The 23,634-nt window shown below is 69.9% G+C and carries 25 protein-coding genes; 14 read left to right on the forward strand and 11 right to left on the reverse strand.

Annotation, left to right across the window (positions count from 1 at the left end):
• Window positions 1-21: 21 nt before the first annotated feature.
• Genes HHUB_RS09155 through HHUB_RS09180 form a run of 6 tightly spaced genes read left to right on the forward strand, consistent with a single transcriptional unit; the run spans window position 22 to window position 4,553 of the window.
• Window positions 22-642 (forward strand): HAD family hydrolase, encoded by a 621-nt coding sequence (locus tag HHUB_RS09155; protein WP_059057315.1) that lies wholly within the window; start codon window positions 22-24, stop codon window positions 640-642.
• Window positions 633-1,538, forward strand: a complete 906-nt coding sequence (gene cbiB / locus HHUB_RS09160; RefSeq protein ID WP_059057316.1) for an adenosylcobinamide-phosphate synthase CbiB — start codon at window positions 633-635, stop codon at window positions 1,536-1,538. The genes HHUB_RS09155 and cbiB overlap by 10 nt, the downstream gene beginning before the upstream one ends.
• A complete protein-coding gene (cobS, locus tag HHUB_RS09165) occupies window positions 1,529-2,278 on the forward strand; it encodes an adenosylcobinamide-GDP ribazoletransferase (protein WP_059057317.1) in 750 nt (249 codons plus the stop codon). Before cbiB ends, cobS begins: the two co-directional genes overlap by 10 nt.
• Window positions 2,278-2,856: an NTP transferase domain-containing protein gene (locus tag HHUB_RS09170; protein WP_179204571.1), complete on the forward strand. Its 579-nt coding sequence runs from the start codon at window positions 2,278-2,280 to the stop codon at window positions 2,854-2,856. Before cobS ends, HHUB_RS09170 begins: the two co-directional genes overlap by 1 nt.
• Entirely contained in the window at window positions 2,846-3,853 is a 1,008-nt protein-coding gene (gene cobD / locus HHUB_RS09175) for a threonine-phosphate decarboxylase CobD (RefSeq protein ID WP_059057319.1), read from the forward strand. Before HHUB_RS09170 ends, cobD begins: the two co-directional genes overlap by 11 nt.
• Window positions 3,846-4,553, forward strand: coding sequence for an adenosylcobinamide amidohydrolase (locus tag HHUB_RS09180; RefSeq protein ID WP_059057320.1), 708 nt, complete (start codon window positions 3,846-3,848; stop codon window positions 4,551-4,553). Before cobD ends, HHUB_RS09180 begins: the two co-directional genes overlap by 8 nt.
• 10 nt (window positions 4,554-4,563) lie before the next feature.
• Here HHUB_RS09180 and HHUB_RS09185 read toward each other — a convergent pair whose 3' ends face one another.
• The 3 genes from HHUB_RS09185 to HHUB_RS09195 all read right to left on the reverse strand — a co-directional run bounded on the left by HHUB_RS09185 (window position 4,564) and on the right by HHUB_RS09195 (window position 9,144).
• A complete protein-coding gene (locus tag HHUB_RS09185; RefSeq protein WP_059057321.1) occupies window positions 4,564-6,966 on the reverse strand; it encodes a DUF2309 domain-containing protein in 2,403 nt (800 codons plus the stop codon).
• Entirely contained in the window at window positions 6,956-8,443 is a 1,488-nt protein-coding gene (locus HHUB_RS09190) for a proton-conducting transporter transmembrane domain-containing protein (protein WP_059058256.1), read from the reverse strand. The genes HHUB_RS09185 and HHUB_RS09190 overlap by 11 nt, the downstream gene beginning before the upstream one ends.
• A gap of 227 nt (window positions 8,444-8,670) precedes the next feature.
• Window positions 8,671-9,144, reverse strand: a complete 474-nt coding sequence (locus HHUB_RS09195; protein ID WP_059057322.1) for an Lrp/AsnC family transcriptional regulator — start codon at window positions 9,142-9,144, stop codon at window positions 8,671-8,673.
• A gap of 222 nt (window positions 9,145-9,366) precedes the next feature.
• Between HHUB_RS09195 and HHUB_RS17080 the strand changes: the two genes are divergently transcribed.
• From HHUB_RS17080 to HHUB_RS09205, 3 genes are all read left to right on the forward strand, one after another.
• Window positions 9,367-9,537 carry a DUF7838 family putative zinc beta-ribbon protein gene (locus HHUB_RS17080; protein WP_169793404.1) on the forward strand — a complete coding sequence of 57 codons (171 nt, stop codon included), beginning with the start codon at window positions 9,367-9,369 and terminating at the stop codon, window positions 9,535-9,537.
• A gap of 561 nt (window positions 9,538-10,098) precedes the next feature.
• Window positions 10,099-10,473 carry a DUF5805 domain-containing protein gene (locus HHUB_RS09200; RefSeq protein WP_059057323.1) on the forward strand — a complete coding sequence of 125 codons (375 nt, stop codon included), beginning with the start codon at window positions 10,099-10,101 and terminating at the stop codon, window positions 10,471-10,473.
• Window positions 10,474-10,475: 2 nt separating this feature from the next.
• Window positions 10,476-11,534, forward strand: coding sequence for a tyrosine-type recombinase/integrase (locus HHUB_RS09205; RefSeq protein ID WP_059057324.1), 1,059 nt, complete (start codon window positions 10,476-10,478; stop codon window positions 11,532-11,534).
• A gap of 46 nt (window positions 11,535-11,580) precedes the next feature.
• On the opposite strand, the gene HHUB_RS09210 is transcribed toward HHUB_RS09205, so the two are convergent.
• Entirely contained in the window at window positions 11,581-11,982 is a 402-nt protein-coding gene (locus HHUB_RS09210; protein WP_059057325.1) for a hypothetical protein, read from the reverse strand.
• Between the two features lie 134 nt (window positions 11,983-12,116).
• Here HHUB_RS09210 and HHUB_RS09215 point away from each other — a divergent pair, with 134 nt between their 5' ends.
• Window positions 12,117-12,380: a winged helix-turn-helix domain-containing protein gene (locus HHUB_RS09215; protein ID WP_059057326.1), complete on the forward strand. Its 264-nt coding sequence runs from the start codon at window positions 12,117-12,119 to the stop codon at window positions 12,378-12,380.
• On the opposite strand, the gene HHUB_RS09220 is transcribed toward HHUB_RS09215, so the two are convergent.
• From HHUB_RS09220 to gcvT, 6 genes are all read right to left on the reverse strand, one after another.
• Window positions 12,377-12,802 carry a CopG family ribbon-helix-helix protein gene (locus tag HHUB_RS09220; protein ID WP_059057327.1) on the reverse strand — a complete coding sequence of 142 codons (426 nt, stop codon included), beginning with the start codon at window positions 12,800-12,802 and terminating at the stop codon, window positions 12,377-12,379. The two genes, HHUB_RS09215 and HHUB_RS09220, sit on opposite strands and share 4 nt — an antisense overlap.
• 64 nt (window positions 12,803-12,866) lie before the next feature.
• On the reverse strand, window positions 12,867-14,288 hold the full coding sequence (gene gcvPB / locus HHUB_RS09225; protein WP_059057328.1) for an aminomethyl-transferring glycine dehydrogenase subunit GcvPB: 1,422 nt from the start codon (window positions 14,286-14,288) through the stop codon (window positions 12,867-12,869).
• Window positions 14,288-15,622 carry an aminomethyl-transferring glycine dehydrogenase subunit GcvPA gene (gene gcvPA, locus HHUB_RS09230; RefSeq protein ID WP_059057329.1) on the reverse strand — a complete coding sequence of 445 codons (1,335 nt, stop codon included), beginning with the start codon at window positions 15,620-15,622 and terminating at the stop codon, window positions 14,288-14,290. The genes gcvPB and gcvPA overlap by 1 nt, the downstream gene beginning before the upstream one ends.
• Before the next feature lie 188 nt (window positions 15,623-15,810).
• Entirely contained in the window at window positions 15,811-16,086 is a 276-nt protein-coding gene (locus HHUB_RS09235) for a hypothetical protein (protein WP_059057330.1), read from the reverse strand.
• A gap of 212 nt (window positions 16,087-16,298) precedes the next feature.
• Window positions 16,299-16,673, reverse strand: a complete 375-nt coding sequence (gene gcvH, locus HHUB_RS09240) for a glycine cleavage system protein GcvH (RefSeq protein WP_059057331.1) — start codon at window positions 16,671-16,673, stop codon at window positions 16,299-16,301.
• Complete coding sequence (gcvT, locus tag HHUB_RS09245) at window positions 16,670-17,764, reverse strand: glycine cleavage system aminomethyltransferase GcvT (protein ID WP_059057332.1); 1,095 nt, start codon at window positions 17,762-17,764, stop codon at window positions 16,670-16,672. Before gcvT ends, gcvH begins: the two co-directional genes overlap by 4 nt.
• A gap of 99 nt (window positions 17,765-17,863) precedes the next feature.
• Between gcvT and HHUB_RS09250 the strand changes: the two genes are divergently transcribed.
• From HHUB_RS09250 to HHUB_RS09260, 3 genes are all read left to right on the forward strand, one after another.
• Window positions 17,864-18,313, forward strand: coding sequence for an NYN domain-containing protein (locus HHUB_RS09250; RefSeq protein ID WP_059057333.1), 450 nt, complete (start codon window positions 17,864-17,866; stop codon window positions 18,311-18,313).
• A 39-nt stretch (window positions 18,314-18,352) separates the two neighbouring features.
• Window positions 18,353-19,198, forward strand: a complete 846-nt coding sequence (locus HHUB_RS09255; RefSeq protein WP_059057334.1) for a TatD family hydrolase — start codon at window positions 18,353-18,355, stop codon at window positions 19,196-19,198.
• A gap of 100 nt (window positions 19,199-19,298) precedes the next feature.
• A complete protein-coding gene (locus HHUB_RS09260; protein ID WP_059057335.1) occupies window positions 19,299-19,877 on the forward strand; it encodes a DUF2150 family protein in 579 nt (192 codons plus the stop codon).
• A 69-nt stretch (window positions 19,878-19,946) separates the two neighbouring features.
• On the opposite strand, the gene HHUB_RS09265 is transcribed toward HHUB_RS09260, so the two are convergent.
• Complete coding sequence (locus tag HHUB_RS09265) at window positions 19,947-21,092, reverse strand: type IV pilin (RefSeq protein WP_169793405.1); 1,146 nt, start codon at window positions 21,090-21,092, stop codon at window positions 19,947-19,949.
• A 103-nt stretch (window positions 21,093-21,195) separates the two neighbouring features.
• On the opposite strand from HHUB_RS09265, the gene HHUB_RS09270 reads away from it, so the two are divergent.
• Window positions 21,196-23,622 carry a PA14 domain-containing protein gene (locus tag HHUB_RS09270; RefSeq protein ID WP_059057337.1) on the forward strand — a complete coding sequence of 809 codons (2,427 nt, stop codon included), beginning with the start codon at window positions 21,196-21,198 and terminating at the stop codon, window positions 23,620-23,622.
• The last annotated feature ends 12 nt before the right edge of the window (window positions 23,623-23,634 follow it).

Genomic DNA, 23,634 nt, shown 5'->3' on the forward strand with positions numbered 1-23,634 from the left:
ACTTGCAGTAAGTAACCCACAGTGCCAACGACGTTCGACCTCTTCGGGACGCTGGTCGCCGCCGAGCGCCCCGAGCGCCCCGCGAGCGCCGTCGCCGACGCGCTCGCAGCGCGCGACGTTCCCGTCCCCGACGACTGGGCGGACGCCTACCGCGAACCCCACGAGTCCGTCCCCGAGGGCGCGGAACTGCCGCTCCCCGTCCACGTCGCGGCCGCCCTGGAGAGCCGCGGCGTCGACGCCGACCCGGGCGTCGTCCGGGAAGCGACGCTCGCCGCGTTCGACCGGCCAGTCTCAGTCCGTCCGGGCGCGCGAGACGCGCTCTCCGCCGCCCGCGAATACGGCAGGGTCGCCGTCCTCTCGAACTGTAGCGTCCCCGAGCTCGTCGGGCGCGCGCTCGACCGCGCCGACCTGAACGTCGAGACGGTCGTGACGAGCGTCGGCTGCGGCTGGCGGAAGCCAGACCCGCGCGCGTTCGAGGCGGCCGCAGACGCCCTCGACGCGACCCCCGAATCGCTCGTCCACGTCGGCGACGACCGGGACGCGGACGGCGGTATCGAAGCCGTCGGCGGGCGCGCGGTGCTCCTCGACGAGACGCCGCTGGAGTCGGTGCCGTCGGAACTGGAGGCGATAGCGTGTCCCTGACCGCGGCGGGCGCGCTCGCGCTCGCGTTCGCGCTCGAAGCGGCGTTCGCGGAGCCACCAGCGAGCCTGCACCCGGTGGCGTGGTTCGGCCGCGCGGTCGCGCCGTTCGACCGCGAGTGGACGCACCCGCTGGCGGTCGGCGCACTCGTCGCCGTCGTCCTGCCGCTTGTTGCCGCCGTCCTCGTCGGGTCGCTCGTCGCGCTCGCGGGCCGCGTGGACGCCCGAGTCGCCGCCGGCGTCGCGGGACTCGCGCTGTTCGCCACCACCAGTCTGCGAATGCTCTCGGCGGAAGCGCGCGCCGTCGTCGCGGCGACCGAGACGGACCTCGACGCCGCCCGCGACCGCCTCACGTCGCTCGCGGGCCGGGAGGCCGACGACCTCTCGGCGGGCGAACTGCGGAGCGCGGCCGTCGAGAGCGCCGCGGAGAACCTCGCGGACGGCCTCGTCGCGCCCCTGCTCGCGTTCGCGGTCGGCGCCGTCGTCTCGCTGCCGGTCGCCGCGGCCGCCGCGGCGTGGGTGAAGGCCGTGAACACGCTGGACTCGATGCTGGGGTACCGCTCGAAGCCGGTCGGGACCGCGAGCGCGCGCCTCGACGACGCGGTGATGTGGCTTCCCGCGCGCGTGAGCGCCGCGCTCGTCGCGTTCGTGGGACTGGACGCGGCCGCGCTCGCTCGCGCTCGGGAGCACGCCGACGCGCCGCCGTCCCCGAACTCCGGGTGGCCGATGGCGACGCTCGCCGCAGTGCTCGGCGTCCGCCTCGCGAAGCCGGGCGTCTACGACCTGCCGCTCGGCGGGGAGTTTCCGACCGTCGCCGAGAGCCGGCGCGGCGTCCGCGTCGTCGGCGTCGCCGGCGCGCTCGCGTACGCGCTCGCCGCGGGGGTGGTCGCGTGGTCGTGAGCGCGCTCCGGGGCGCGCTCGGGTTCCTGACGCGGCTCCGCGTCGGTCACAGCGAGGCCGCGTGGGCGGCGTTCCGGGGCTCGCCGTGGGCGTTCCCGCTGGCGGGCTACGCCGTCGGCGCGCTGCTGGCCGTGCCGTTCGCGCTCGACGCGCTCCCGCCGGGCACGCTCGCGCTCGCGTACCTCGCCGCCGTGTTCGCCGTCACGGGCATCAATCACCTCGACGGCGTCGCGGACGTCGGGGACGCGCTCGTCGTTCACGGGGACAGCGACGAGCGCACGCGCGTCCTCAAGGACACCACGGTCGGCGTCGGCGCGGTCGCGGCGGTCGCGGTCGCGGTCGCTGGGCTCGTGCTCGGCGCGCTCGGGGTCGCGGGACTGCCGACCCGCGCCGCGATTGCGGTCGTCGTCGCCAGCGAGGTCGGCGCGAAGCTCGGGATGGCGGCGGTCGCGTGCTTCGGGACGGCCGCGCACGAGGGGCTGGGCTCGCAGTTCACGGAGCGAGCGAGCAGGTCGGAGTTACTCCCCGCCGTCCTCGTCGCGCTCCCGGCCGTCGCGCTCTCGTGGCCGACGCCGGCGGCCGCGGGCGCGCTCGCCGGGGCCGTCGCCGCCGGCTTCGCCGCGGTGTGGCGCCTGCGCGCGCTCCTCGGCGGCGTGAACGGCGACGTCTTCGGCGCCGTCAACGAGGTCGGCCGCGTCGTCGGCCTGCACGTGGGGGTGGTCGCGTGGACGCTCTCCTGATGTGCGGCGGCCGCGGCACGCGCCTCGAAAGCAGCGCGGAGAAGCCGCTGTTCGAGATTTCGGGGCGACCGATGGTAGACTACGTGAAGGACGCGCTCGCGGAGAGCCGCGTTGAGACCACGCACGCCGTCGTCTCCCCGCATGCGCCCGAGACGCGCGCGCACCTCGAAGGTGAGCTGCCCATTATCGAGACGCCGGGCGAGGGGTACGTCACGGACCTGCTGACCGCGCTCGACACCGTGGAGACTCCCGTCTTGACCGTCGCGGCGGACCTCCCGCTGTTAGAGGGCGCCGTCGTGGACACCGTGCTGGACGCGGCGGACGGCTCCACGAGCGTCCGCGTGCCCGCCGCGCTGAAGGACGCGCTCGGCGCGAGCACGGACGAGGACGGCGCGTGGGTGCCGACGGGCGTGAACGTCGTCGCCGACGACGCGGACAGCGTGTTCCGGAGCTACGACGCGCGCCTCGCGGTGAACGTGAATCGGCGGGCGGACGCCGCGCTCGCGGAGCGTCTGCTCGCGCTGCGGACCGACGCACCGAAATCCGGCGAGGTCGTGGAGGGAGACGATGGACCCTGATGCCGTCCGCGACGCCGGCCGCGTGCCCCACGGCGGCAGCGACGACCCCGACGTGCTGGACTTCTCCGCGAACGTGAACCCCCGGACGCCGCCGGGCGTCCGCGAGGTGTACGAGGCCGCGCTCGACGACGCCGGCCGGTACCCGAACGACGACTACCCCGACTTCCGCGACGCCGCCGCGGGATACGTGGACTGCGCGCCCGAGCGCGTCGTGCCGACGCCGGGCGGCCTCGCGGGCATCCGGCTCGCAGTCGAGACGCGCGTCGAACCCGGGGACAGCGTGCTCGTCCCGTACCCGAGCTTCGGCGAGTACGCCCGCGAGGTCGAACTGCAGGGCGCGGACCCCGCGTTCGTCCCGCACGACGAACTCCTCGACGCGGACCCGAACGGGCACGCGATGGCCGTCGTCTGCAACCCGAACAACCCCACCGGAACGCTGTACGGCGCCGACGACCTCCGCGCGTTCGCCGCGCGCTGCCGCGAGGCCGACACCGAGTTGCTCGTCGACGAGGCGTTCCTCGGATTCACCGACGAGGAATCGCTGGCGGGGACGCCGGGCGTGGTCGTCGCGCGCTCGCTCACGAAGCTGTTCGGCCTGCCCGGGCTCCGCGCCGGCTTCCTCGTGGCGACCGGCGACCGGCTGGACAACCTGCGGACGGCGCGGCGCGCGTGGAACCTCGGGACGCCCGCGGCGGCCGTCGGCGCGCACGCGATGCGCCGAGCGGAGTTCGTCGCCGAGACCCGCGAGCGCGTCGCCAGCGAGCGCGAGCGGCTCCGAGCGGCGCTCGCCGACGACTTCGACGTGTTCGACTCGGCCGCGCCGTTCCTCCTGCTCGACGTCGGCGACCGGGACGTGGCCGCGCTCTGCGAGGCGACCGAAGCCCGGGGCGTCGCGATTCGGGACGCGACGACGTTCCGCGGGCTGGACAGCCACGTCCGGATCGCGGTCCGCACGCCCGAGGAGAACGACCGGCTGCTGGAGGCGCTGGATGTTTGACGCGGCGACGCGGGACGGCGTGCTCGAACTCGAACGCGAGCGGACGCGCTGGCTCTCCACGGGCTGGGACGGCGGCTTCGCGGCCGCCGACCGCGCGTACAACGTCACCGTCCCCGAGGGCTGGAACCCGGGCGACCTCGACGCGTACGTCGCCGACCGGCTCGCCGACGCCGGCTTCTCGCGGGCGGGCGACGAGCCGGTCCTGTTCACTGGGGTAGCACAGCGCCACGCCCGCGGCGCGCGCCGTGGGCCCGTGGAAGCAGTCGCGACCGTCGGCGTGTCGAACCCCGCGGCGCTCCCGATGGACCCCGAGGACGGTGCGCTCCCCGAGGAACCCGAAGCCGTCGCCGGGACGGTGAACGTGTTCGTCGGGACGACGCGCGCGCTGGACGACGCCGCGCTCGCGAACCTCGTCGCCGTCGCCGCGGAGGCGAAGACGGCGACGCTGCTCGAAACCGTCGGGTTCCCGGGGACGACGACGGACGCGGTGGTCGCGGCCTGCGACCCCGCGGGCGAGCCGGCGGCGTTCTCCGGGAGCGCGACCCGAGTGGGCGCCGCCGCCCGCGCCTGCGTCCGGGACGCCGTGCGGGCGAGCTACGCGAGCAGGTACGCCGACGACGACCCCCCGGAGTCGGTCGCAGCGGCTAGGCACGGCGTGCGGACGGACGTAGAAGGGGACGTGTTCGTCCCCGGCGAGTGAGGAACGCGAGTCAGTCGTCGGCGACGGCGGCCGCGCGCTGCGTCTCGGGTTCGAGTTCGGCTTCCGCGACGGCGGGCGTCCACGACAGGTCCTGTTCGTAGTGGAACGCGCGGTGGTCGCGGGTCGGGTCCACGACCGTCAGCGCGAGCCAGTCGTTGTCCAGAAGCACCTGCAGTTGCTCGTGCTCCGCGAGCACGCCCTCGACGCGCTTGACGGGCGCGTGGACGACCGTCGAGAGGCGCAGCGGCTGGTGGTACGGCTCGTCGGCGGCGGTCGTCAGCGACTGCAGCGGCAGACCGGTCATCAGGTCGCCGCCGTTGCCCTGGTAGACGCCGAGGTTCCCGACGGGGTTGTGCGTGACCTTCGAGCCGCTGCCATAGACGGCGTTGTCCACCGTCGAGAAGTAGTACTGGGCGTTTATCCACTGCGTGACGACCATCGGCCCGGTGAGAATCGCGGCCAGCGCGTCGCCGTCGGGGTCGGTGGCGTGGTCGTATGAGTGGAGGAACGCGCGCCCGTCGAGGTCAAGGTCGCTGGTGAGTTCGCGCGGGCCGACGACGAAGCCGGCGTTGCCGGCCAGCCCCAGTTCTGGACGGGTCTCCGCCCAGTCGCCGGCGCGGCGCTCGGTCTCGCTGACCGCGTCGCCGTCGGCGCCCAGCGATTCGGCGCGCTCGGCGGCCGCGCGCTCACGGGCGCTCGCGAGGTCCGCGCGCAACTGTTCGACGTCGTCGGCGTGGCTCGCGGGGACGTCGCCGTCGTACAGCTCGACCTCGTCGGTCGTCGTGTTGTGCTCGGCCGCGAGGAAGACGGTGTCCTCGGGGACGTCGAAGCCGCGCTCGCGCAGCGCGGCCTTCACCTCGGGGTCGCTACAGATGGCCGCGAGCACGCGGGCGTTCGGGCCGCCGGGGTTGCCGGCGCACGCGCCGCAGTCCAGACTCGACTCGTAGGGGTTGTTCGCGGTCTCGCTGGCGTGGCCGGTGAAGACGACGAGGCGACCGAACTGCTCCCAACCCATCAACTCGAAGGCGGCGGCCGCGTACTCGACGCGCTCTTCGGTCGTCAGGCCGGCGGGCAGGCCCTCGTCGGCGTGCTCGTGGTCGAGGTCGGGCTCGCAGAACTCGTGGACGTCCGGAATCGGGCCGGTAGCGGCGCCGACGAGGCCGCGGACGCGCTCGGGGACGAGCGTGCGCGCCGCGAGCGCGACGCCGTAGCCGCTCCCCGCGCTCTCGACGAACCCGTACGCCGTGGCGGCGTTGGCCTCCAGCGTCTCCACGACCTCGGTGGCCGCCTCGCGGAGGCCCGTCCAGCGGTCGTGGCTCGCGTGCGCGTCCTCGTCGGCCGGCGCCTCGGCGACGCGGTGCTGGGGTTCGACGATGGGCGGGCAGGCCTCGACGGAGACCTCGGCGTCGTAGCCCTCGTACTCCATCGGGACGCCGAAGAACCCCGCGTACCCGTGGGTCTCGTAGTCGCCCGTCTCCTCGACGTGCCGGCGGATGACCTCCGAGCGGGTGTCGATGCAGAACACCAGTTGGGCGTCCGGGCGCCCCGAGTCCTCCTCGCCCTCCGCGAGCGACTCGCTCTCGGCCGCGACGGCGTCCACGAGGTCCTCGCGGTAGGTCGCTTCCCACGCGCGCAGGAACGCCGCGGCGATTTCGTCCGCAGAGTCCGGCTCACCGGGGTCGTCGTCCGGTGAGAGGTCGGCGTCGAGGGCGTCCAGCACCGCCAGCCGCGCCGCCAAGTAGCCCGCCAGCGAAATCGGGTGCGCGGACTGCCACTCGCCGCCGTCCTCGACGCGCCGATTGACGAACCACGTCCACCCCGGGAGTGCGGCCAACTCCTCCTCGAAGATGGCCTCCCACTCGCCCTCCGGGTACGGTTCGAGGGCCGTCGCGACGGCGTCGGTCGGCTCCTCGGGAAGGTCGGCGGCGACGCCCGCGTCCGGAATCTCGTCGTCGTGGGCGGCGACCTCGCGGAACGCGGCGTAGAAGCCGGCCTCGCGGTTCGGCATCGACCAGTGGGCGCTCCCCTCGTCGAGGAACGCCGACAGCCACTTCGAGAGCACGCGGTCGGCGTGCTCGGTGGCGTCGTCCGCGTCGCCCTCCGCGGGGTCGGCCGCGTCGGCTAGCTGGTCGAGCAGCACTTCGGGGGCGGCGTCGTAGCCGGCTTCGTCGAGTTCCGCGTCGAGGCGGTCGCGGGAAATCTGGCCCCGCTCGAGGGCCGCGCGGAACGTCTCGGCGCTCGGGTAGCCGCGGCCGCCGAGGAGCTCGGCGGCGTCCGCGACCGCCTCCTCGAAGGGCCGGTCCTCGAAGCCCGAGAGCGGGTTCGCGGTCACGAACGAGTGGACCGGCCAGAGGGAGCCGACGACGCCGGCCGCCTCCTCGATGCTGTCGCGGATTGCCGTGTCAGTGCTCATTGTAGTCCTCCGTGTTCGTCAAGACGGTTTCGGGCGCCGGCCGGCTGGCGTTCAGCAGGGCGACGTAGAGCCGCCGGCTGCGCTCGTGGACGCCGGTCTCGATGGCGACGTAGATGACGGTGAACGCGGCGGCGACGGCGACGTGAACGAGCGTGAGTTCGGTCGGCGCCTGTTCGACCGGGAGCAGGCCCGCGACGCCCTCGTAGACGACGGCGTAGACGAGAATTGCGGGGAAGAACACCAGCGGGACGGCGGCGTAGCGCGCGAGCGCCGACAGCGACGTGTGTCCGACCGCGTCGCGGGCGGCGTGCAGCGTGGTGAACACCACGAAGAACGTCAACAGCAGGCCGCTGTCGGCGTGCGTCCCCTTCCCGGTCAGCACCGCGAACAGCGCGCCGCCGGCGAGTCCGGTCAGCAGCGTCACGACGCCGCCGGCGACGCTCGGGAGGCCGCCCGCGGTGTGCGGGGTGCCGTCGCTCGGGCTGGCGCGTTCGACCTGTCCCCCGGAGCCGAGGAACTGGTAGGCCTTGTAGAAGCCGTGGAGAATCAGGTGCGTGACGGCGGCGGCGAAGAAGCCCAGGCCCGCCTGCATTATCATGAAGCCCATCTGCCCGACGGTCGAGCAGCCGAGCTTGCTCTTGACGTCGGTCTGCACGGACTTCAACAGCTTCCCGCCCGCGGCGCTGACTGCGCCGACCGCGACCACCGCGAGCATCAGCGTGGCGTCGGCGGTGACGACGGGCGCGAAGCGCGCCAGCAGGATGCCGCCGGCGTTGACGAAGCCGGCGTGCATCAGCGCCGACGCCGGGGTCGGCGCGGTCATCGAGGACAGCAGCCACGTGTGGAACGGGACGAGCGCGGACTGAATCATCGCCGCGAGCACGAGCGCGCCCGCCGCGAGGAGCCAGACGGGGCCGCCGAGCGCGTCGGCGTTCGCGGCGATTCCCGAAATCGTCGTCGCGCCGGTCGTCCACCACAGCGCGGTCAGCGCGACGGCGAGCAGGCCGCTGCTGGCGAGGAAGTGCTTGCGGGCGACCGCGGCGGCGGCGCTCGCCTGGTCCCAGCCGCCGACGACGCCGATTAGCTCGGCCATCAGCAGGCCCATCGCCAGCCAGAGGCCCGCGAACAGCGCGAAGTGGTCGGCGGCGACCAGCGCCATCACGGCGAGCGTGAACCCGAACGTGTTGGCGAAGAACGCCGTCTCGTGGGCGCTCCCGGCGAGGTAGCGCCGCGAGTAGCTGTGGACGACGCCGCTGAAGAACGTGACGACGACCCACATCAGGACGGTCAGGCCGTCGACGGCGACCACGCCGCCGAGCTCCCACGCGCCCGCGGTTCGCGCTCGGACGGCGAGGGCGCCGACGCTCGCGGCGAACAGCGCCCACACGAGCCACGTGAGTGCGGCGGGCACGAGCGGCGACTCCGCCGCCGTGTCCGGGAGTGGTCCGACCGTCGTCGTTGCGTCCTGTCCCGACATGGTTCGGTTCCGGACCGTCGCGGCGCCCGAGCCGACCCCGGGACCGTTCCGGTCGCGTCTACGCACACTAGAGAACGGTTCGTCTATTAAACTTGGCTATTATCACAAATCGTTCGCAGAAAGTTGATTATAGAACGTTATGTTTATCGGGCGCGTGCGACACCGGCGAACTGACAGCGACGCGTCGGACTGCGAGTGCCCACGTACTGGCGAAAAGCAGCCGGCGTTCAGCGGTCGGTCTCGGGGTCGAAGCCGCCGAAGGGCGTCGTCTCGTGGCTCCGCACGAGCACCTCGTCGGCGACCGTCAACCCCATGTCGAGGAGCTCCTGTGCGACCGACGTGATGTCGCCGTCCGACTCGCCGACGGCCGTCACGAGGAGGTTCTCGTCCCCGGTGACCAGCTCCTGCACGGAGACCACGCCGTCGATGGCCAGTATCTCGGGGATGAGTTCGCCGCGCTCGGGTATCGAGGCGGTGCAGTAGAGCAACATCCGCAGCGGGTACCCCGACTGCTGGTAGTCCACGCTCGCGCTGTACCCCTTGACGACGCCGCTCTCCTCCAGTCGCTGGATGCGCTTGCGGACGGTGCTGTCCGAGGTGCCGGTTCGCTCTGCGATGTCTCCCGACGACATGTTCCGCGCGTCCTCCTGGAGCGCGTACAGGATGGCGCGATCCACGTCGTCGATGTCCTCGTCGGTCATACCGGAGTGTCCGCGACAGAGCCACTTGACCCTTGCACTCGCTCCCGGGACGCCGGAACTCGTCGCCGAGCGGGCCACTCACAGCAGTCTCAGCTCCCCTCGTCGGTGAGCGGTTCCGCTTGCCCCGACCCAGAACTTGTGTATAGCAGTATTTGATTTACCTGTCGTCGCTCGGTTCGGGAAACCAGTACGTTGAATGGGGTGGCTCGCCGAACTCCGGACATGGCTAGCGAACTCGAACACGAGTGCCCGAACTGCGGCGAGGAGAAGACGTTCTACCGAGCGGCCGCGACGGAGCTGCACCTCGGTCAGAAGACGAAGTGGTCGTGTCCGGACTGCGACTACGCGTTCGTCCGCATTAACGGCGACATCGACTCCTCCGTCAGCGCGTAATCGACGCGTTCCACGCGACCCCGCTTCTCGCTCCGTGAACCAGGGTGTCACGGGGTGAAGTCGATGTTTCTCTACCCGCCGGATTGCGCAGTTTCGATACCGCGTCGCAGGCGGACAGTGCAGTCGGTGAGTGAATCAGCTACCTATCGGTACTCGTTCGCGTCGGGCCAGCCGACAACGTAGCCGACCGGCGCGTCTCTCGTGACCCCCTCGCGTCAGTACGGCTTCGTTGCTGTTCGACGAAACCGCGTTTAGTCGAGCGCGCCGCGTCACTCTGCGGCGTCGCAATGGGCATTCGGTTTTTGGTGGAGTTCCCCCTCGGTCGCCCCCGAGCAGCCCACTCGCCGAACACGCGAGTGGCCTCGGTTCGAACGATTGGAGCGGTCGCGACGCGCTCGAACTCGTTGGTTACTGTACCCATCTTACCGCACTAACCCTGCAACAACCACCAAACTGGGGTGGTCGAGATGCGTTTCTTTGGTTCTTCTGACGGGCTTATCTCCCTAATCCGCCTGTGGACACCAAAACCGTTAACCTCCGTCTCCGAGACAGTCGGGACACATGACCGAGGACGTGAAGCTCAACGTCGCCGTCCCGCGCCACCAGCGCGACGTCTACGACGAGGAGGCCGAGCAGATGGGGTTCGCCAGCCGCGCCGCGTACGTCCGCGCGATGGTCAACGCTGGACGCCGGGATTTCGGCCTCGACCCCCAGGGGTCAGGCGGCGAAGACACCACTCTAGCGGAGTTCGTCGAGCGGCGAATCGTCGCCTTCATCGAGGACGCCGACGGCGCCAGCCGCGACGCCGTCGTCGAGGAGCTCACCGGCGACATCGAGCAGACGGTCACCGACTGTCTCGCCCGCCTCGACGACGCCGGCCGAATCGACTACGACATCCAGCAGGACGGTCTCGTCGTCCGCTCGGAGGACGACTGACCGTGTCCCGGACCGGCACCGCGACCGACTACGACGACGGGCCCGTCGGGACGTTCCTCGACGAGATGGAGCTGTACGGCCGCTCGACCAGCACCATCGAGGACTACCGGACGACGCTCCGCCAGCTCCGCGCGTTCCTCGCCGCCCGCGACACGCCCATCGAGGACGCCACCCGGGGAGACTGCCTGAAGTGGATTCAGTCGCTTCGCGAGGACGGCTACGCGCCGGGCTCGATTCGCACGAAGGCCGTCCACGTCAACCGATTCTACGGGTACATGGTCCAGACCGGGGAGTTCGACGAGAACCCGATGGTCGTCGTGATGGAGGAGATGAGCGAGCGCGGCGACGCCTCGCCGACGCGGCGCCGCATCGCCGTCGCGGAGATGCGGGAGTTCGTCGGCTCGATTCGGAACCCGCTTCACCGCGCCATCGTGGTGGTGCTGGCGAAGACCGGCATCCGCGTCGGCGAACTGTGCAACCTCGACCTGCGGGACGTCCACCTCTCGAATCCCGCGATTGAGCAGTACTACGGCGTGCAGCCGCGAGCGGCCGTCAGCGACCGCGAGAACACCCTGTTCGTGCCCAGCGACGTGGACGTGGGCGACACCGTCAACGGCGAGCAGCGCACGGAAGGGAACAAGCGCCACCGCGACACGCGCATCCCCGTCGATGACGAAGTCGAGCGCGCGCTCGTGGAGTGGCTGGCGATTCGCCCGGACGTCGAATCGCCTGCGGAGCCGCTGTTCGTGAACGTCTCCGAGAACTACGGCCAGCGGCTGACCAGCGAGATGGTGCGCGCGTACGTCACGGACCTGGCGCGCGCGAACGGGTGGTACGCGACCGGCGCGGGCGTCGAGGAGAACGTCACGCCCCACTACTTCCGGCACTTCTTCACGACGGAGCTGCGCCAGCGGACCGACGACGGCTACCTCGTGAAGTACCTGCGCGGGGACGTCGGCGACGTGATGGACCGGTACACCCACAACTGGCGGGAGCTGGTCGCTGAACCGTACAGCGAGTCTGTCTACCAGCTCACCACTCGTCGGAACGGCAACCAGTAAACTGCGTCTCGCGATATCAAAACCGGCGGTCGTCGGCCGCAGAAGACTACTCGTGCTCGCGTACCGCGGCGAGCGCTCGCTGGCGCTTCTGGACAATCTCGTGGACACGCTCTTTCTTGTCCTCGATGTCCTGCTGGTCGCGCAGCCAGTAGAGGTCCGTGTAGAAGGAGACCAGCGCCTCGACTTCCTCGCCGGAGAGCTGGCCGATTTCGTCGGCGTTGCTCTCGTAGACGACCGGCCGCTCGACGGTTCCCGTGAGCGACTCGTAGTTCCCGCTGTCGGCCATCTCGTCGACGTACGACAGCGCGTCCAGCTCCGTCTCGAACGCCTGTCGGAGGTGGGCGCGAGCGGCCTGCCGGCGTCGCCAGAACAGGAAGTACGATCCCGCGATTGTCGCGACTGCGCCGATGATGCTCCCGAGGACGAGCCCGGTGGCAGCGCCGGTCACGCCTCTACGTTCGCGCGGCGGGCGGATAGCCGTGGTGGTCGATTCGGGACCGGCTGGCTACACCGGCCGTATCTGGGAGGAGCCAAACACCTAACTATCCGCCCGTCGTCGGCTCACGCGTATGGCAGAGCCCAGTGGTCGTTTTTGCCGACGGTAACGACGCACCGACGCCCGAACGCGACGCCCTGACGGACCTGCCGCCGAGCGCGAAGCTCGTGTTCAAAGTTCTGGAGTACGACTCGCCGCTCACGCAGGCGGAGTTGCGCGAGCGAACGCGACTCTCCAAGCGCACAACGCGCCACGGCCTCTCGCTGCTGAAAGACGCAGGGCTAATCGAGGAACGGGTCTACATCCCGGACGCCAGAAAACGCATCTACGAGCCGCGGGTGGTCGACTAGCCCTCGGAGAGCGGCGTGAAGCCGTCCACGGGAATCACCGAGTAGTCCACCGTAATCGTGTCCTTCGTGGCGCGCACGCGCCCGACGAACTCCGATATCTCGTCGAGCTTGCCTTCGAGGATGAACAGCTCCATGCAGTAGTGGTCGCCGACGTGGTTGTGCACGTTGCTCGTGACGAGGCCCTCGTACTCGTGGCGGAGGTTCATCATGCGCTCCTCGACGGTGGAGTTCTCGTAGCTGAACAGCACCGTGACGACGCCGATGAGCGGGCGGTCCTCCAGTTGCTTGTCCTCAAACTCGCCGAGGAGGTTGCGCGCCGCTTCCCGGACGACCTCGCTGCGGCCGGTGTAGCCGTGGTCCTCGGAGAACTCGTCGAGCCGTTCGAGGAGTTCGTCGGGCATCGAGACGCTGACGACGGTCATATATTAATCGAGGGCGCTTCGAGTAATAAGGATTGGCTAAAAACGGCCGCTCAGCGGCGCCGAGTTAGTCGAGGTCGTGCCACGACAGGCGGGGATTGCGCGCGGCGCTCGTCTGGTCGATGCGCCGCGCGGTCGTCCGGTTCGGCGCGCTTTCGAGCGTCGCCGCGTCGTCGGCGGCGACGGCGTTGAACGCGTCCGCGAGGTCGTCGAGGTTCTCCTTCGTCTCGACCTCCGTGGGCTCGGTCATCAGCGCCTCGTCGACGAGTTCGGGCCACTTCGTCGTCGGCGGGTGGACGCCGTAGTCGAGCATCCGCTTGGCGACGTCGGCGGCGTCCTGCTCGCCGGCGCTGGCGACGAACTCGTGGTGGAACGGGCCGAGGGGGACGTCGTACTCGACCTGCTCGGCGAGGTAGTTTGCGTTCAGCACGGCCTTCGCGGAGGCGTCGCTGAGGCCGTCGTCACCGAGACGGTCGATGTACGCGAACGCCTTAATCAGGACGAGCCAGTTCCCGGCGAAGCCGTGGACCTTCCCGACGGACTGCTCGGGGGTGTAGCGCTCGTACTTTCCGCTCTCCGTCTCCCGAACGTGAGGCTCGGGGAGGAAGTCGGCGAGGTCCTCGGTGACGCCGACCGGGCCGGCGCCGGGACCGCCGCCGCCGTGGGGCGTCGCGAACGTCTTGTGGACGTTGAAGTGCATGATGTCGAAGCCCATGTCGCCGGGGCGCGCGCGACCGAGCAGGGCGTTGAGGTTCGCGCCGTCGTAGTACAGCAGGCCGCCCGCGTCGTGGACCATGTCCGCGATTCTCTCGATGTCGCGCTCGAAGAGCCCGAGCGTGTTCGGGTTCGTGAGCATCAGCGCGGCGGTGTTCTCGCCGAGCGCGGCGTCGAGCGCGTCGAGGTCCACGCGCCCGTCGTCGCCGGAGGGAATCTCGACGACGTCGTAGCCGCCCAGCGCCGCCGAGGCGAAGTTCGTGCCGTGGGCGGCGTCCGGGATGACGACCTCGTCGCGGTGGCCCTCGCCGTTGGCCTCGTGGTAGGCGTCCGCGAGCAGGATGCCCGCGAACTCGCCCGCGGCGCCCGCGGGCGGCTGGAGCGTCACGGCGTCCATGCCGCCGATGCGCCCGAGGTAGTCCTGGAGGTCGTGCTGGAGCTTCAGCGTCCCCTGCACCGATTCGGCCGAGCGGTCGGGGTGGACGCTCGCGGCGTCGAGCGCGGCGACGTCCTCCGTGAACCGGGGGTTGTACTTCATCGTGCACGAGCCCAGCGGGTACGGGCCGGAGTCGACGCCGTAGTTCTGCTGGCTGAGCCGGACGTAGTGGCGCGCGAGTTCGGGCTCGGCGAGGCTCGGCAGTTCGAGTTCGTCCCGCGTCAGCTCGTCGGGCAGGGACGACTCGACCTCGGTGGTCGTCTCGTCCTTCTCGGCGAGCAGGGGCTCGTACTGTTCGTCGTCGGTCTGCCGGTAGGCGGCTTGGTCGTAGAACTCCATCAGTGGGTCACCTCCTCGATTGCGGCGACGAGGCGGTCGGCGGCGTGCTCGTTGGCGTCCGTCACGCAGACCTGGAGGCGGTGGTCCCCGACCGCGTGGACGGCGAAGCCCTCCGCTTCGAGGTCGCTGGCGATGGCGGGCGCGGGCTGGTCGGTGTGCGCGAGGAACTCCCGGAAGTGGTGGCGGTCGTGGACGGGCGCGCGGACGCCCGTGACGCCGTCGAGGTCCGCCGCGAGCTCCCGCGGGAGTTCGACCATGCGCTCGGCGAGGTCCACGAGGCCCTCCGAGCCCAGCGACGCGGCGTGGATGGCGGTGCGGAGCGCGACCCACGCCTGATTCGTGCAGATGTTCGACGTGGCGCGCTCCTTGCGGATGTGCTGTTCGCGCGTCTGGAGCGTGAGCGTGTACGCGCGGTTGCCGTCGGCGTCCTCGCTGGCGCCGACGAGCCGCCCGGGGACCTGCCGGAGGAAGTCCTCGCGGCACGCGAACACGCCCAGCCCCATCCCGTAGCTCGTGGGGAGCCCGAGGACGCTGGCGTCGCCGACGACGACGTCCGCGCCCACGTCCACGGGGCGCTGGAGCAGCGACATCGCCACGGGGTCCGAGCCGAGGCAGAACAGCACGTCGTGGTCGTCCGCGAGGTCGCCGATTTCGTGCAGGTGCTCCTCGACTGCGCCCGTCGTCGTGGGGTTCTCCGCGTACACCAGCACGACGTCGTCGTCGATGGCGTCCGCGAGCGCGTCGGTATCGACGTTCCCGGCGTCAGTGCCGTAGCGCTCGACGGTCACGTCGGCGCCGTTCGTGTAGTTCTCGAGGACGCTGACGTGGCCGTCGCGGACGTACTCGGGGACGAGCACGCGGACGCCGTCCGCGGCGCGCACGCGCTTGGCGAGCAGCGCGGCCTCCGCGAGCGCCGTCGCCTCGTCGTACATCGAGCAGTTCGCGACGCCCAGCCCCGTGAGCTCCACGAGCATCGACTGGTACTCGAAGAGGGCTTGCAGGAACCCCTGCGTGACCTCGGGCTGGTACTGCGTGTACGAGGTCAGGAACTCCGAGCGCTGGGAGAGGTGGTCGACCAGCGACGGCACGTAGTGCTCGTAGTGGCCGCGCCCTAGGAACTCCGTGAGGTCGTCGTTGCGCCGCAGGCGCTTGCGGGTCTCGACGACGGCTTCCTGCTCGGACTTGGCGTCGATGCCGAACTCGTCGTCGAAGCGCACCGACTCGGGGATGTCGAACAGCGCTTCGACGTCGTCCACGCCGACGGCGTCCAGCATCGCCGCCGTCTCGTCGTCCGTGTGGGGGGCGTACGGACTGCCGCGCTCGCGACCGCTCATGGTCGTCCTCCCGGCGACGGACCGCCATCGAATCCAGACATACCCGACGCTTACGGAGCGGACACCAAGATACCCCCGGTTCCGGAACCCCGCGCAGCGAGAAAGTATCCGCGGACGTGTAACAAAACGTATTCGATTCCGAAGAAGTAGTCACGAACGCGCGTTGCGAGCGGCAAGCGTTGCGAGCGTCAGTCGCGGAGCGCCTCGGCGATTGCTTCGAGGTCCGCCTTCCGGAACGCACCGCCGGCGCTGTCGGGGTCGGCGTCGTCGGCCAGTCCGACGCGCACCCGAATCTCCGCGCGCATCACGGCCTTCGACGGCAGACTCCCCTTCTGGACGTCGTACCCCAGCGCCCCGCAGATGGCCGCCAGCGCCTCCTTCGTGAAGCCCGTGGACTCGACGCGCGTGTACCGCCCGACGGACTCTCGAATCTCGTTCCGCAGGTCGTCGACAGTCGGTGCCATTGGCGAACGGTCACGCCGGCACGACAAGAACGTTCGGCACGAAACAGCCAGCATCCGGCGACCGAGTGGTCCGAAGGACCCGGAAGGTCGCCGGTTCACCGCGCGAGCGAAGCGAGCGCGGGCGCCGAGGACCTCCGTAGTGGGGTCCGACGGCGCTTTTGGCCGAGCTTTTGCCGAGGGCGCGCGGAGCGCGCCCGCAGCGCAAAAGGTCGTCAGGCGATTTGGTCGGCGTACTCGTCGGCGTCCAAGAGTTCGTCGAGGTCGACATCGTCGAAGTCCAGTTCTATCAGCCAGCCGTCGCCGAAGGGGTCGTCGTTGACGAGTTCGGGCTGGTCTTCGAGGGCGTCGTTGACGGCGGTGACCTCCCCGGAGACGGGCGCGTAGATGTCCGAGACGGCCTTGATGGATTCGACGACGCCGAACTCCTCGTCCTGTTGGAGGTCGTCGCCGACGGCGGGGAGTTCGACGAAGACGACGTCGCCGAGTTCGTCCTGCGCGAACTCGGAGATGCCGACGTGGCCGGTCTCTGGGTCGATCCATTCGTGCGATTCGAGGTAGTACAGGTCGTCAGGTACTTCGAAGCTCATTGGTCGATGAAGGGTGTGGGGGTGATGGTTGCTTGTTTGCCGGTGCCGCGGACGACGACCTCGACGCTCGTGCCGTCGTCGGCGTAGTCGGTGTCCACGTAGCCGAGACCGATGGGTTCGTCGAGCGTCGGGCTCATCGTCCCGCTCGTGACCTCGCCGACGGTGTCGCCGTCCTTCTGGATGTCGTAGCCGTGGCGGGGGACGCCGCGCTCCTCCAGGACGAAGCCGACGAACTCCTCGTCGACGCCCGACTCCTTTTGGGCGGCGAGGCGGTCGCGACCGACGAACTCGGTGTCGAGGTCGACGACGAAGCCGATGCCGGCCTCGTAGGGCGTGCGCGGGTTCTCCTCGGGGTGGAAGTCCTGTCCGGAGAGGAGGAGCCCGACTTCGAGGCGGAGCGTGTCGCGCGCGCCGAGCCCGCAGGGCTGGCAGTCGTTGGCGAACGCGTCCCAGACCGCGCCCGCGCCGTCCGCCGGGAACACGACCTCGAAGCCGTCCTCGCCCGTGTAGCCGGTGTTGGCGACCCAGCACTCGACGCCCGCGACCTCCGCGTACGCGGCCTCGAAGCGCCCGAGGTCGAGCACGGAGTCGTCGGCGCGCGCCGCGACGAGTTCGGGCGCGTCCGGGCCTTGCACGGCGACCATGCCGTACTCGCCCGTGACGTTGTCCACGGTCGCGGTGAGGTCGTGGTCGTCGCGGTAGTCGGTCCACCGCTCGTACATCTGCTCGTCGTGGCCGGCGTTCGGCACGAACAGGTACTCGGCGTCGTCGCCCTCCGGGAGCCGGTAGACGACCGTGTCGTCGAGGACGACGCCCTCGTCGTCCACTATCGCGGAGTACTGGGCGTCGCCGGGGTCGAGGCTGGCGACGTCGTTTGTCGTGAGCCGCTGCATCAGTTCCTCGGCGTCCGGACCGCCGACTTCGATTTCCCCCATGTGGGAGACGTCGAAGACGCCAGCGGACTCCCGTACCGCGGCGTGCTCGGTCCGGATGGAGTCGAACTCGACGGGCATCTCCCACCCGCCGAACTCCGTGAACTGCGCGCCGCGGTCGTCGTGGCGACCGTACAGCGGCGGCGTTCGGAGAGCCATACTCGTGGCGTCGGCGGCCGGCAAGTAATGTTTTCGTATCCCGGTTCGCGTTGGGCGCGTTTCCGGCACGCTCTTGTCGGGGCGCCCCCGAACGCGGGTATGCAGCGACTCAGCGGCCTGCTAGACGGCGACGGCGACGCGGCCGTCGCCCTGTTCGTGGACGGGCCGAACGTCCTCCGCGAGGAGTTCGACGTGGACTTAGACGACGTGCGCGAGACCGCGGAGGCGGCCGGCCGGCTGGCCGTGACGCGGCTGTACGTCGACGAGCACGCGACGCCGGAACTGATGCAGGCCGCAGAAGCCCGCGGGTACGACGTGCGCGTGACCAGCGGGGACGTGGACGTGAAGCTCGCGGTGGACGCGACCGAACTCGTCGCCGACGAGAACGTGGACGTGCTCGCGGTCGCCTCCCGCGACACGGACTTCAAGCCCGTGCTGGAGACCGCGGGGCGGCGCGGCGTCAGCACGCTCGCCATCGCGCCCGGCGAGCACGGGCGCTCGGACGCGCTCCGGAACGCCGCCGACGACGCGGTCGTGCTCGGCGAGTAGACGGACAAGTTTTCGGGCGCCGACCGCCAACCCCGGGACATGACCGACCTCGGGACGCCCGTTCTGGACGACCACCTCCACCTCGACGCCGACAACCGCGGCATCGACGCCGTCGAGGACTTCGTTCACCTCGGCGGCACGCACCTGCTCGTCGTGAACAAGCCGTCGTGGCACCACGGCGTCGAGGCCGACGCGGGCGCGGACTTCCGCCCCGTCTTCGAGGAGACCATCCGCCTCGTCGAGGAGGCCAGCGAGGTCCTGCCGGGCCAGGCGTGGCCCGTGCTCGGCGTCCACCCCGGCTTGATTTCGCGACTCGTGGACGACCGCGGCTTCTCCGCAGAGGAAGCGGGCGAACTGATGCGCGCGGGCATCGACGTCGCCGCGGAGTACGCCAGCGACGGCCGCGCGGTCGCGCTGAAGTCCGGCCGCCCGCACTACGACGTCAGCGACGCCGTCTGGGAGGCATCGAACGAGGTCATTCGACACGCCTGCACGCGCGCCGCCGAGACCGGGGTCGCGCTTCAGCTCCACACCGAAGCGACCGAGGACCTCACGGACGTCGCAGAGTGGGCCGAGGACGCCGGCTTACCGCCCGAGCGCGTCGTGAAACACTACGCCAGCGGCGAACTCGACGGCGTCACGAAGAGCGTGATGTGCGAGAAAGACTACCTCGAAACCGCCGTCGAGGTCGGCGAGCCGTTCCTGATGGAGACGGACTTCGTGGACGACGCCGACCGGCCGGGCGCCGTGATGGGGCCGAAGACCGTGCCGCGGCGCGTGCGCTGGCTCCAAGAACAGGGCCACGACGACGTCATCCGGGTCGCACACGTCGAGACCCCCGAAGCCGTCTACGGCATCGACACCCGCGCGACGCTCGACGAGTAGCGGCGAGGCGGCGGTTTCGGCGTGGTCGGACCGTGCGGACGCGTGGCTCGCCGCTCCGTTGAAGGAAAGGCCTTTGTCTCGGGCGGCCGGCGTACGGAGTATGAGTGCCCCCGAGGAGGAGTTCTACTCCGAGGAACGCTGGCAGAACTGGCTCGACCGGCTGCGCGACGAGGACATCGACCCCGAGGACGAGGACTCCGCGCGCCTCCTGTTGAACCTCCAGGACGACGTCGCCATCGCGGTCGCGAAGATTCTGAAGGCGTACGACAACGACGCCATCGACGACGAGGAAGCCCTCGACGAGCTCACCGACATCCGCGAGGTCGTGCTCTCCGAGCCCGACTTCGAGGACGAGGACAAGCTCATGCTCGTGGACGGCGTCCAGACGAGTCTGGTCTGCGTGTTCTACAGCGCCGAGCAGTACCTCGCCGACGGCGTCGCCGACGAGACCGACGTCACCGGCTACGTGCAGGCCGCCGTCGAAGCCGAACAGGAGGAGGACCTCGACCGCGCGCTCGGCCTGAGCGCCTGCGCCGGCACGCGCGTCATCGACGGCGACGACCTCGACATGGACGTCCTCGACGACGTCGAGTACGGCCTCGTCACGGAGTGGGTCAACGGCCTCGATAGCCTCCAGAGCGCGCTCTCGGACCCCGAAGTCATCGAGGACGACGACTGACGACCGCCGGCCAGTCTGCCGCGCGCCGTCGCGACGGGGCGACGAGTGCCGCCGAACCGCCGAAACCGCTCATCCTCCGTCGTCGAACCAGTCCCGCCACGTGTTGCTCTCCCAGTCGAACCAGCCGCCGGCCCAGTCGTCGAGCCAGTCGCGGAACCACTCGCGGAACCACTCGCCGTCGTCCGCTTCCTCGTTCTCGTCCTCGTCGGCCGCTTCGACGTCCACGAAGTCCCGGCTGCCCGCGCCGTCGTTGCCGGCGTCGTCTGCGGCTCGCTCGACAGTGACTTCGTACGTGCCGGCGGCGACGTCGTCAAGCGCGCGCTCGTAGACGAAACCGGGGCCGTCGCCGCGGCGCGAGAAGTCCGTGAGCGCGAGCGTCTCGTCGTCCGGCCCGTCGACGCCGACCGTGAGTGACGCGAGTCGTTCGTCCGAGGACACCGCGACCAGCATCGACTCCGGCGACCGCGAACTCGCCAGCACCGTGACCGCCGGCGCGTCCGTGTCCGGCGCGGGCGTCAGCGTCACGTCCACAGTTCGAGTCGTCGACTGGTCGCCGGCCGCGGCGGTCACTCGAACCGTCACAGTCTGCGTCGTGGTCACGCTCGACGCCGCGAGGGTCACGCGGTCGCCGGTGTTCGCGGACAGCGACGCGTACGCGCCGCCGTCGACGACTGCCCACTCGAACGTCGCCGACTCCCCGCCGGAGTGGTTCGCCGTCGCGGTGAGTGTCGTCGAGCCGGGCGTCTCGATGGCCGCGCTGTCGACGGACAGCGACGCCGAGAGCGCGTCGTTGTCGCTGGCGACCCGTCTCTCGTCCTCGAACAGCAGTTCGCCGGACGGCTCGTGAACCGCGTAGACGGAGACGACGTCGCCAGCGGACGCGTCCACTGCCAGCGACGGCCGCCACGTTTCACCGGGCGCGAGCGAGCGCTCGCTACCGACGGACTCGGTCGCGACGCGGTCGCTGGCGCCGCCGGCTTGGACGACCACCGACAGGTCGCGATACGGGACGGTCGCACCACCCATGTTCGTGAGCGAGAGCGCGACGCCGCCGGCCTCGGCGGTGAGCCGGCCGTCGAGGTCGACGGTCGGCGCGTCGGCGCCCGAGTCCACGCGGTCGAGGACGACCGTGCCGCCGACCGCCGAGACGCTGACGACGACCGCGACCAGCAACACGGCGCCCACCTGCGTCGACTGTCCCCGAGCCGAATTCACGACAGGGATTTTACAATCGGCCGCCAAAAGTCTACGTAATCGTCGCGGGGCGGGAGGCCGGGAGAGGCACTGTTTTTTAACGCGTGGCGCCCTTTCGGCAGGCATGAACTGGCGAGGGGACGACCGAGCGCAGTCCGTCCAAGTCGGGGCGATACTGCTGTTCGCCACGCTCGTCATCGCGCTCTCCATCTACCAGGCGACGGTCGTCCCCTCGCAGAACGCCGACGTCGAGTACCAGCACAGCCAGACCACGCAGAACCAGCTGACCGACGTGCGGAACGGGATTCTGCGGTCGGCGGCGACCGGGACGACCCAGCCCGCGTCGGTGACGCTGGGCACCCAGTACCCCTCCCGGGTCTTTCTGATGAACCCGCCGCCGGCGACGGGGACGCTCAGCACGAGCGACGCCGAGGAGCTACGGCTCACGAACGTCGCGGCGAGCAACCCCGAGACGGACGACTTCTTCGAGAGCCGGAGCGACGCGTGGCGCTCGCAGACGAAGACGCTGTCCTACGAGCCCGACTACAACGAGTACGACAACGCGCCGACCCTCCTCTACGAGTCCTCGATACTCTCGAACTACTATCCGAACAGCGACGGCGAGCCCGCGGTCCCGCTGTCGGACCAGCTGCTCGTCAACGAGGACTCGAAGACGATTACGCTCGTCGCGCTGAACGGCTCGCTCTCGACGACCCGAGCGAGTTCAGTGAGTGTCGAACCGGCGGCGCTGAGCGCGCCCTATCAGTCGATTCCCGTCGAGCCCGACTCCGGAACTACGATGACGCTGACGGTGCCGACGCGGGTGTCCCCGGGGACGCTCGCGAGCCGCACGAGCCTGAGCGCCGCCAACGTGAGTCCGGGGCCGACGCCGAACACGGTGAACGTGACGCTCACCGGCGAGTACACGCTCCGCACCGCGAAAGTCGGCGTGGGAACTGGGACGACCGAGCCGGGAGCGCGGTATCTCACGACGCCCCGAGACGACAGGACCGTACAGAGCGGCGAGACGTTCACAGTTGTCGCCCGTGACGCATTCAACAATCCGGTGGAGGGCGGCGTGGAAGTCTCACTAAACACGTCGGCAGTCGAGGAGTCCAACACCACGTTCGTCTCCGAGGACGGGACAGCCACGTTCACGTACACCGGCGGGAATCAGGACTTCCGCGCGACGATTGACGGAAGCGGCGACGAATACGAGGTCGTTTTCGAGGGGAGTGCGCGCTCCGTCGGGCCCGGGAACGGAACTGGGAGCACCACGCTGGCTTGGGATACAGCCCGCATTCAGTCGACGAACCCGAACGTCAACTGTGATGGGGACCGCTGTGAGTGGCGCGGCGGCCTCAGTAACCCCCGAGACATCGAGCTATTTGCAGACTACGGCGATGGCCGGCAGTTCGCGAGTACGAGTTTCGCGACGAACGGAACGGGGGTGGTGACGAACCTGAATCCGAACCCGGGTTACTCCGATTCGACGGGAACCGCTAGCACGACAGCGACGGTCAGCAACACCGGGTCGGTGAAAGTCTACGCGACCGGGGCAAACACCGAGGACGTGTTCACGCTCAACGTGAGCGACACCGGACCGGAAGAGCAGGGGGTCTACTACCGGTACTACGAGGGAGACTACGGCGGCGGTGGCATGCCCAACTTCGATACCCAGACACCGGTGGAGACGGGCACGATCGGGACGTTCGACATCGACGCTGCCGACCGGCGCGCGGACAACTTCGGGTACCAGTTCACCGCTTACATCGACGTGTCGGAGACTGGGTCCTACACGTTCTACACGAACTCGGACGACGGGAGTCGGCTGTTCATCGACGGGAACCGGGTCGTAGACAACCCCGGCGAGCACCCGCCCCAAGAGCAGTCCGGGACGGTGACGCTCTCGGAGGGGCGTCACAACGTCACCGTAACGTACTTCGAGGCGGGCGGCGGGCAGGAGTTGACGGCGTCGTGGGAGGGGCCGGGAATCACTAAGCAGGAGATTCCGACCAGCGTATTGACGCCGCGGGCTCCGAGCGGCGGTGATAGCGCCGGTCCGCCTTCGACCATCAATAACGTCGAGTACGAGGGCGGATTGACGACCATGGAGTCCCAGAGCGGCGTTCAGTTCGACATCCGGAACGTCGGTTCACAGTTCGCACGCGTGGCGGCCGTCGTCCTGGAGAGCGCGTCGAGTGACACCGAGTACCTCTACAATGCCGGCGGTCGGGAAGTCGAGGTGTTCGGCGGTGATTCGGTCGGGTACGCCACCGACCAGACGAGGGCTCAAGACGCGTACCAGGCCGACGGTACTACGGGTATCGACTTCACCCAAAACGCCGTGTTGTCGACTTCAGAGGGCGGCGAAACGGCGACGGTCTCCCTCCGGGACTTCGGCTCGAAGTCGAGCCCCAACTCGAACACTCATACCGAGTACGACTTCAGCGGACTGACTCGCGTCGCGTCGGGCGACGACTGGGACGTCTCCGTGACGATGCAGTTCGAGAACCGGGGCGACGTGACGTACTACTTCCAAGAAGCATAGCTTACGACGCGC

This window comes from Halobacterium hubeiense, assembly GCF_001488575.1.
Taxonomy (GTDB): Archaea; Halobacteriota; Halobacteria; order Halobacteriales; family Halobacteriaceae; genus Halobacterium; species Halobacterium hubeiense.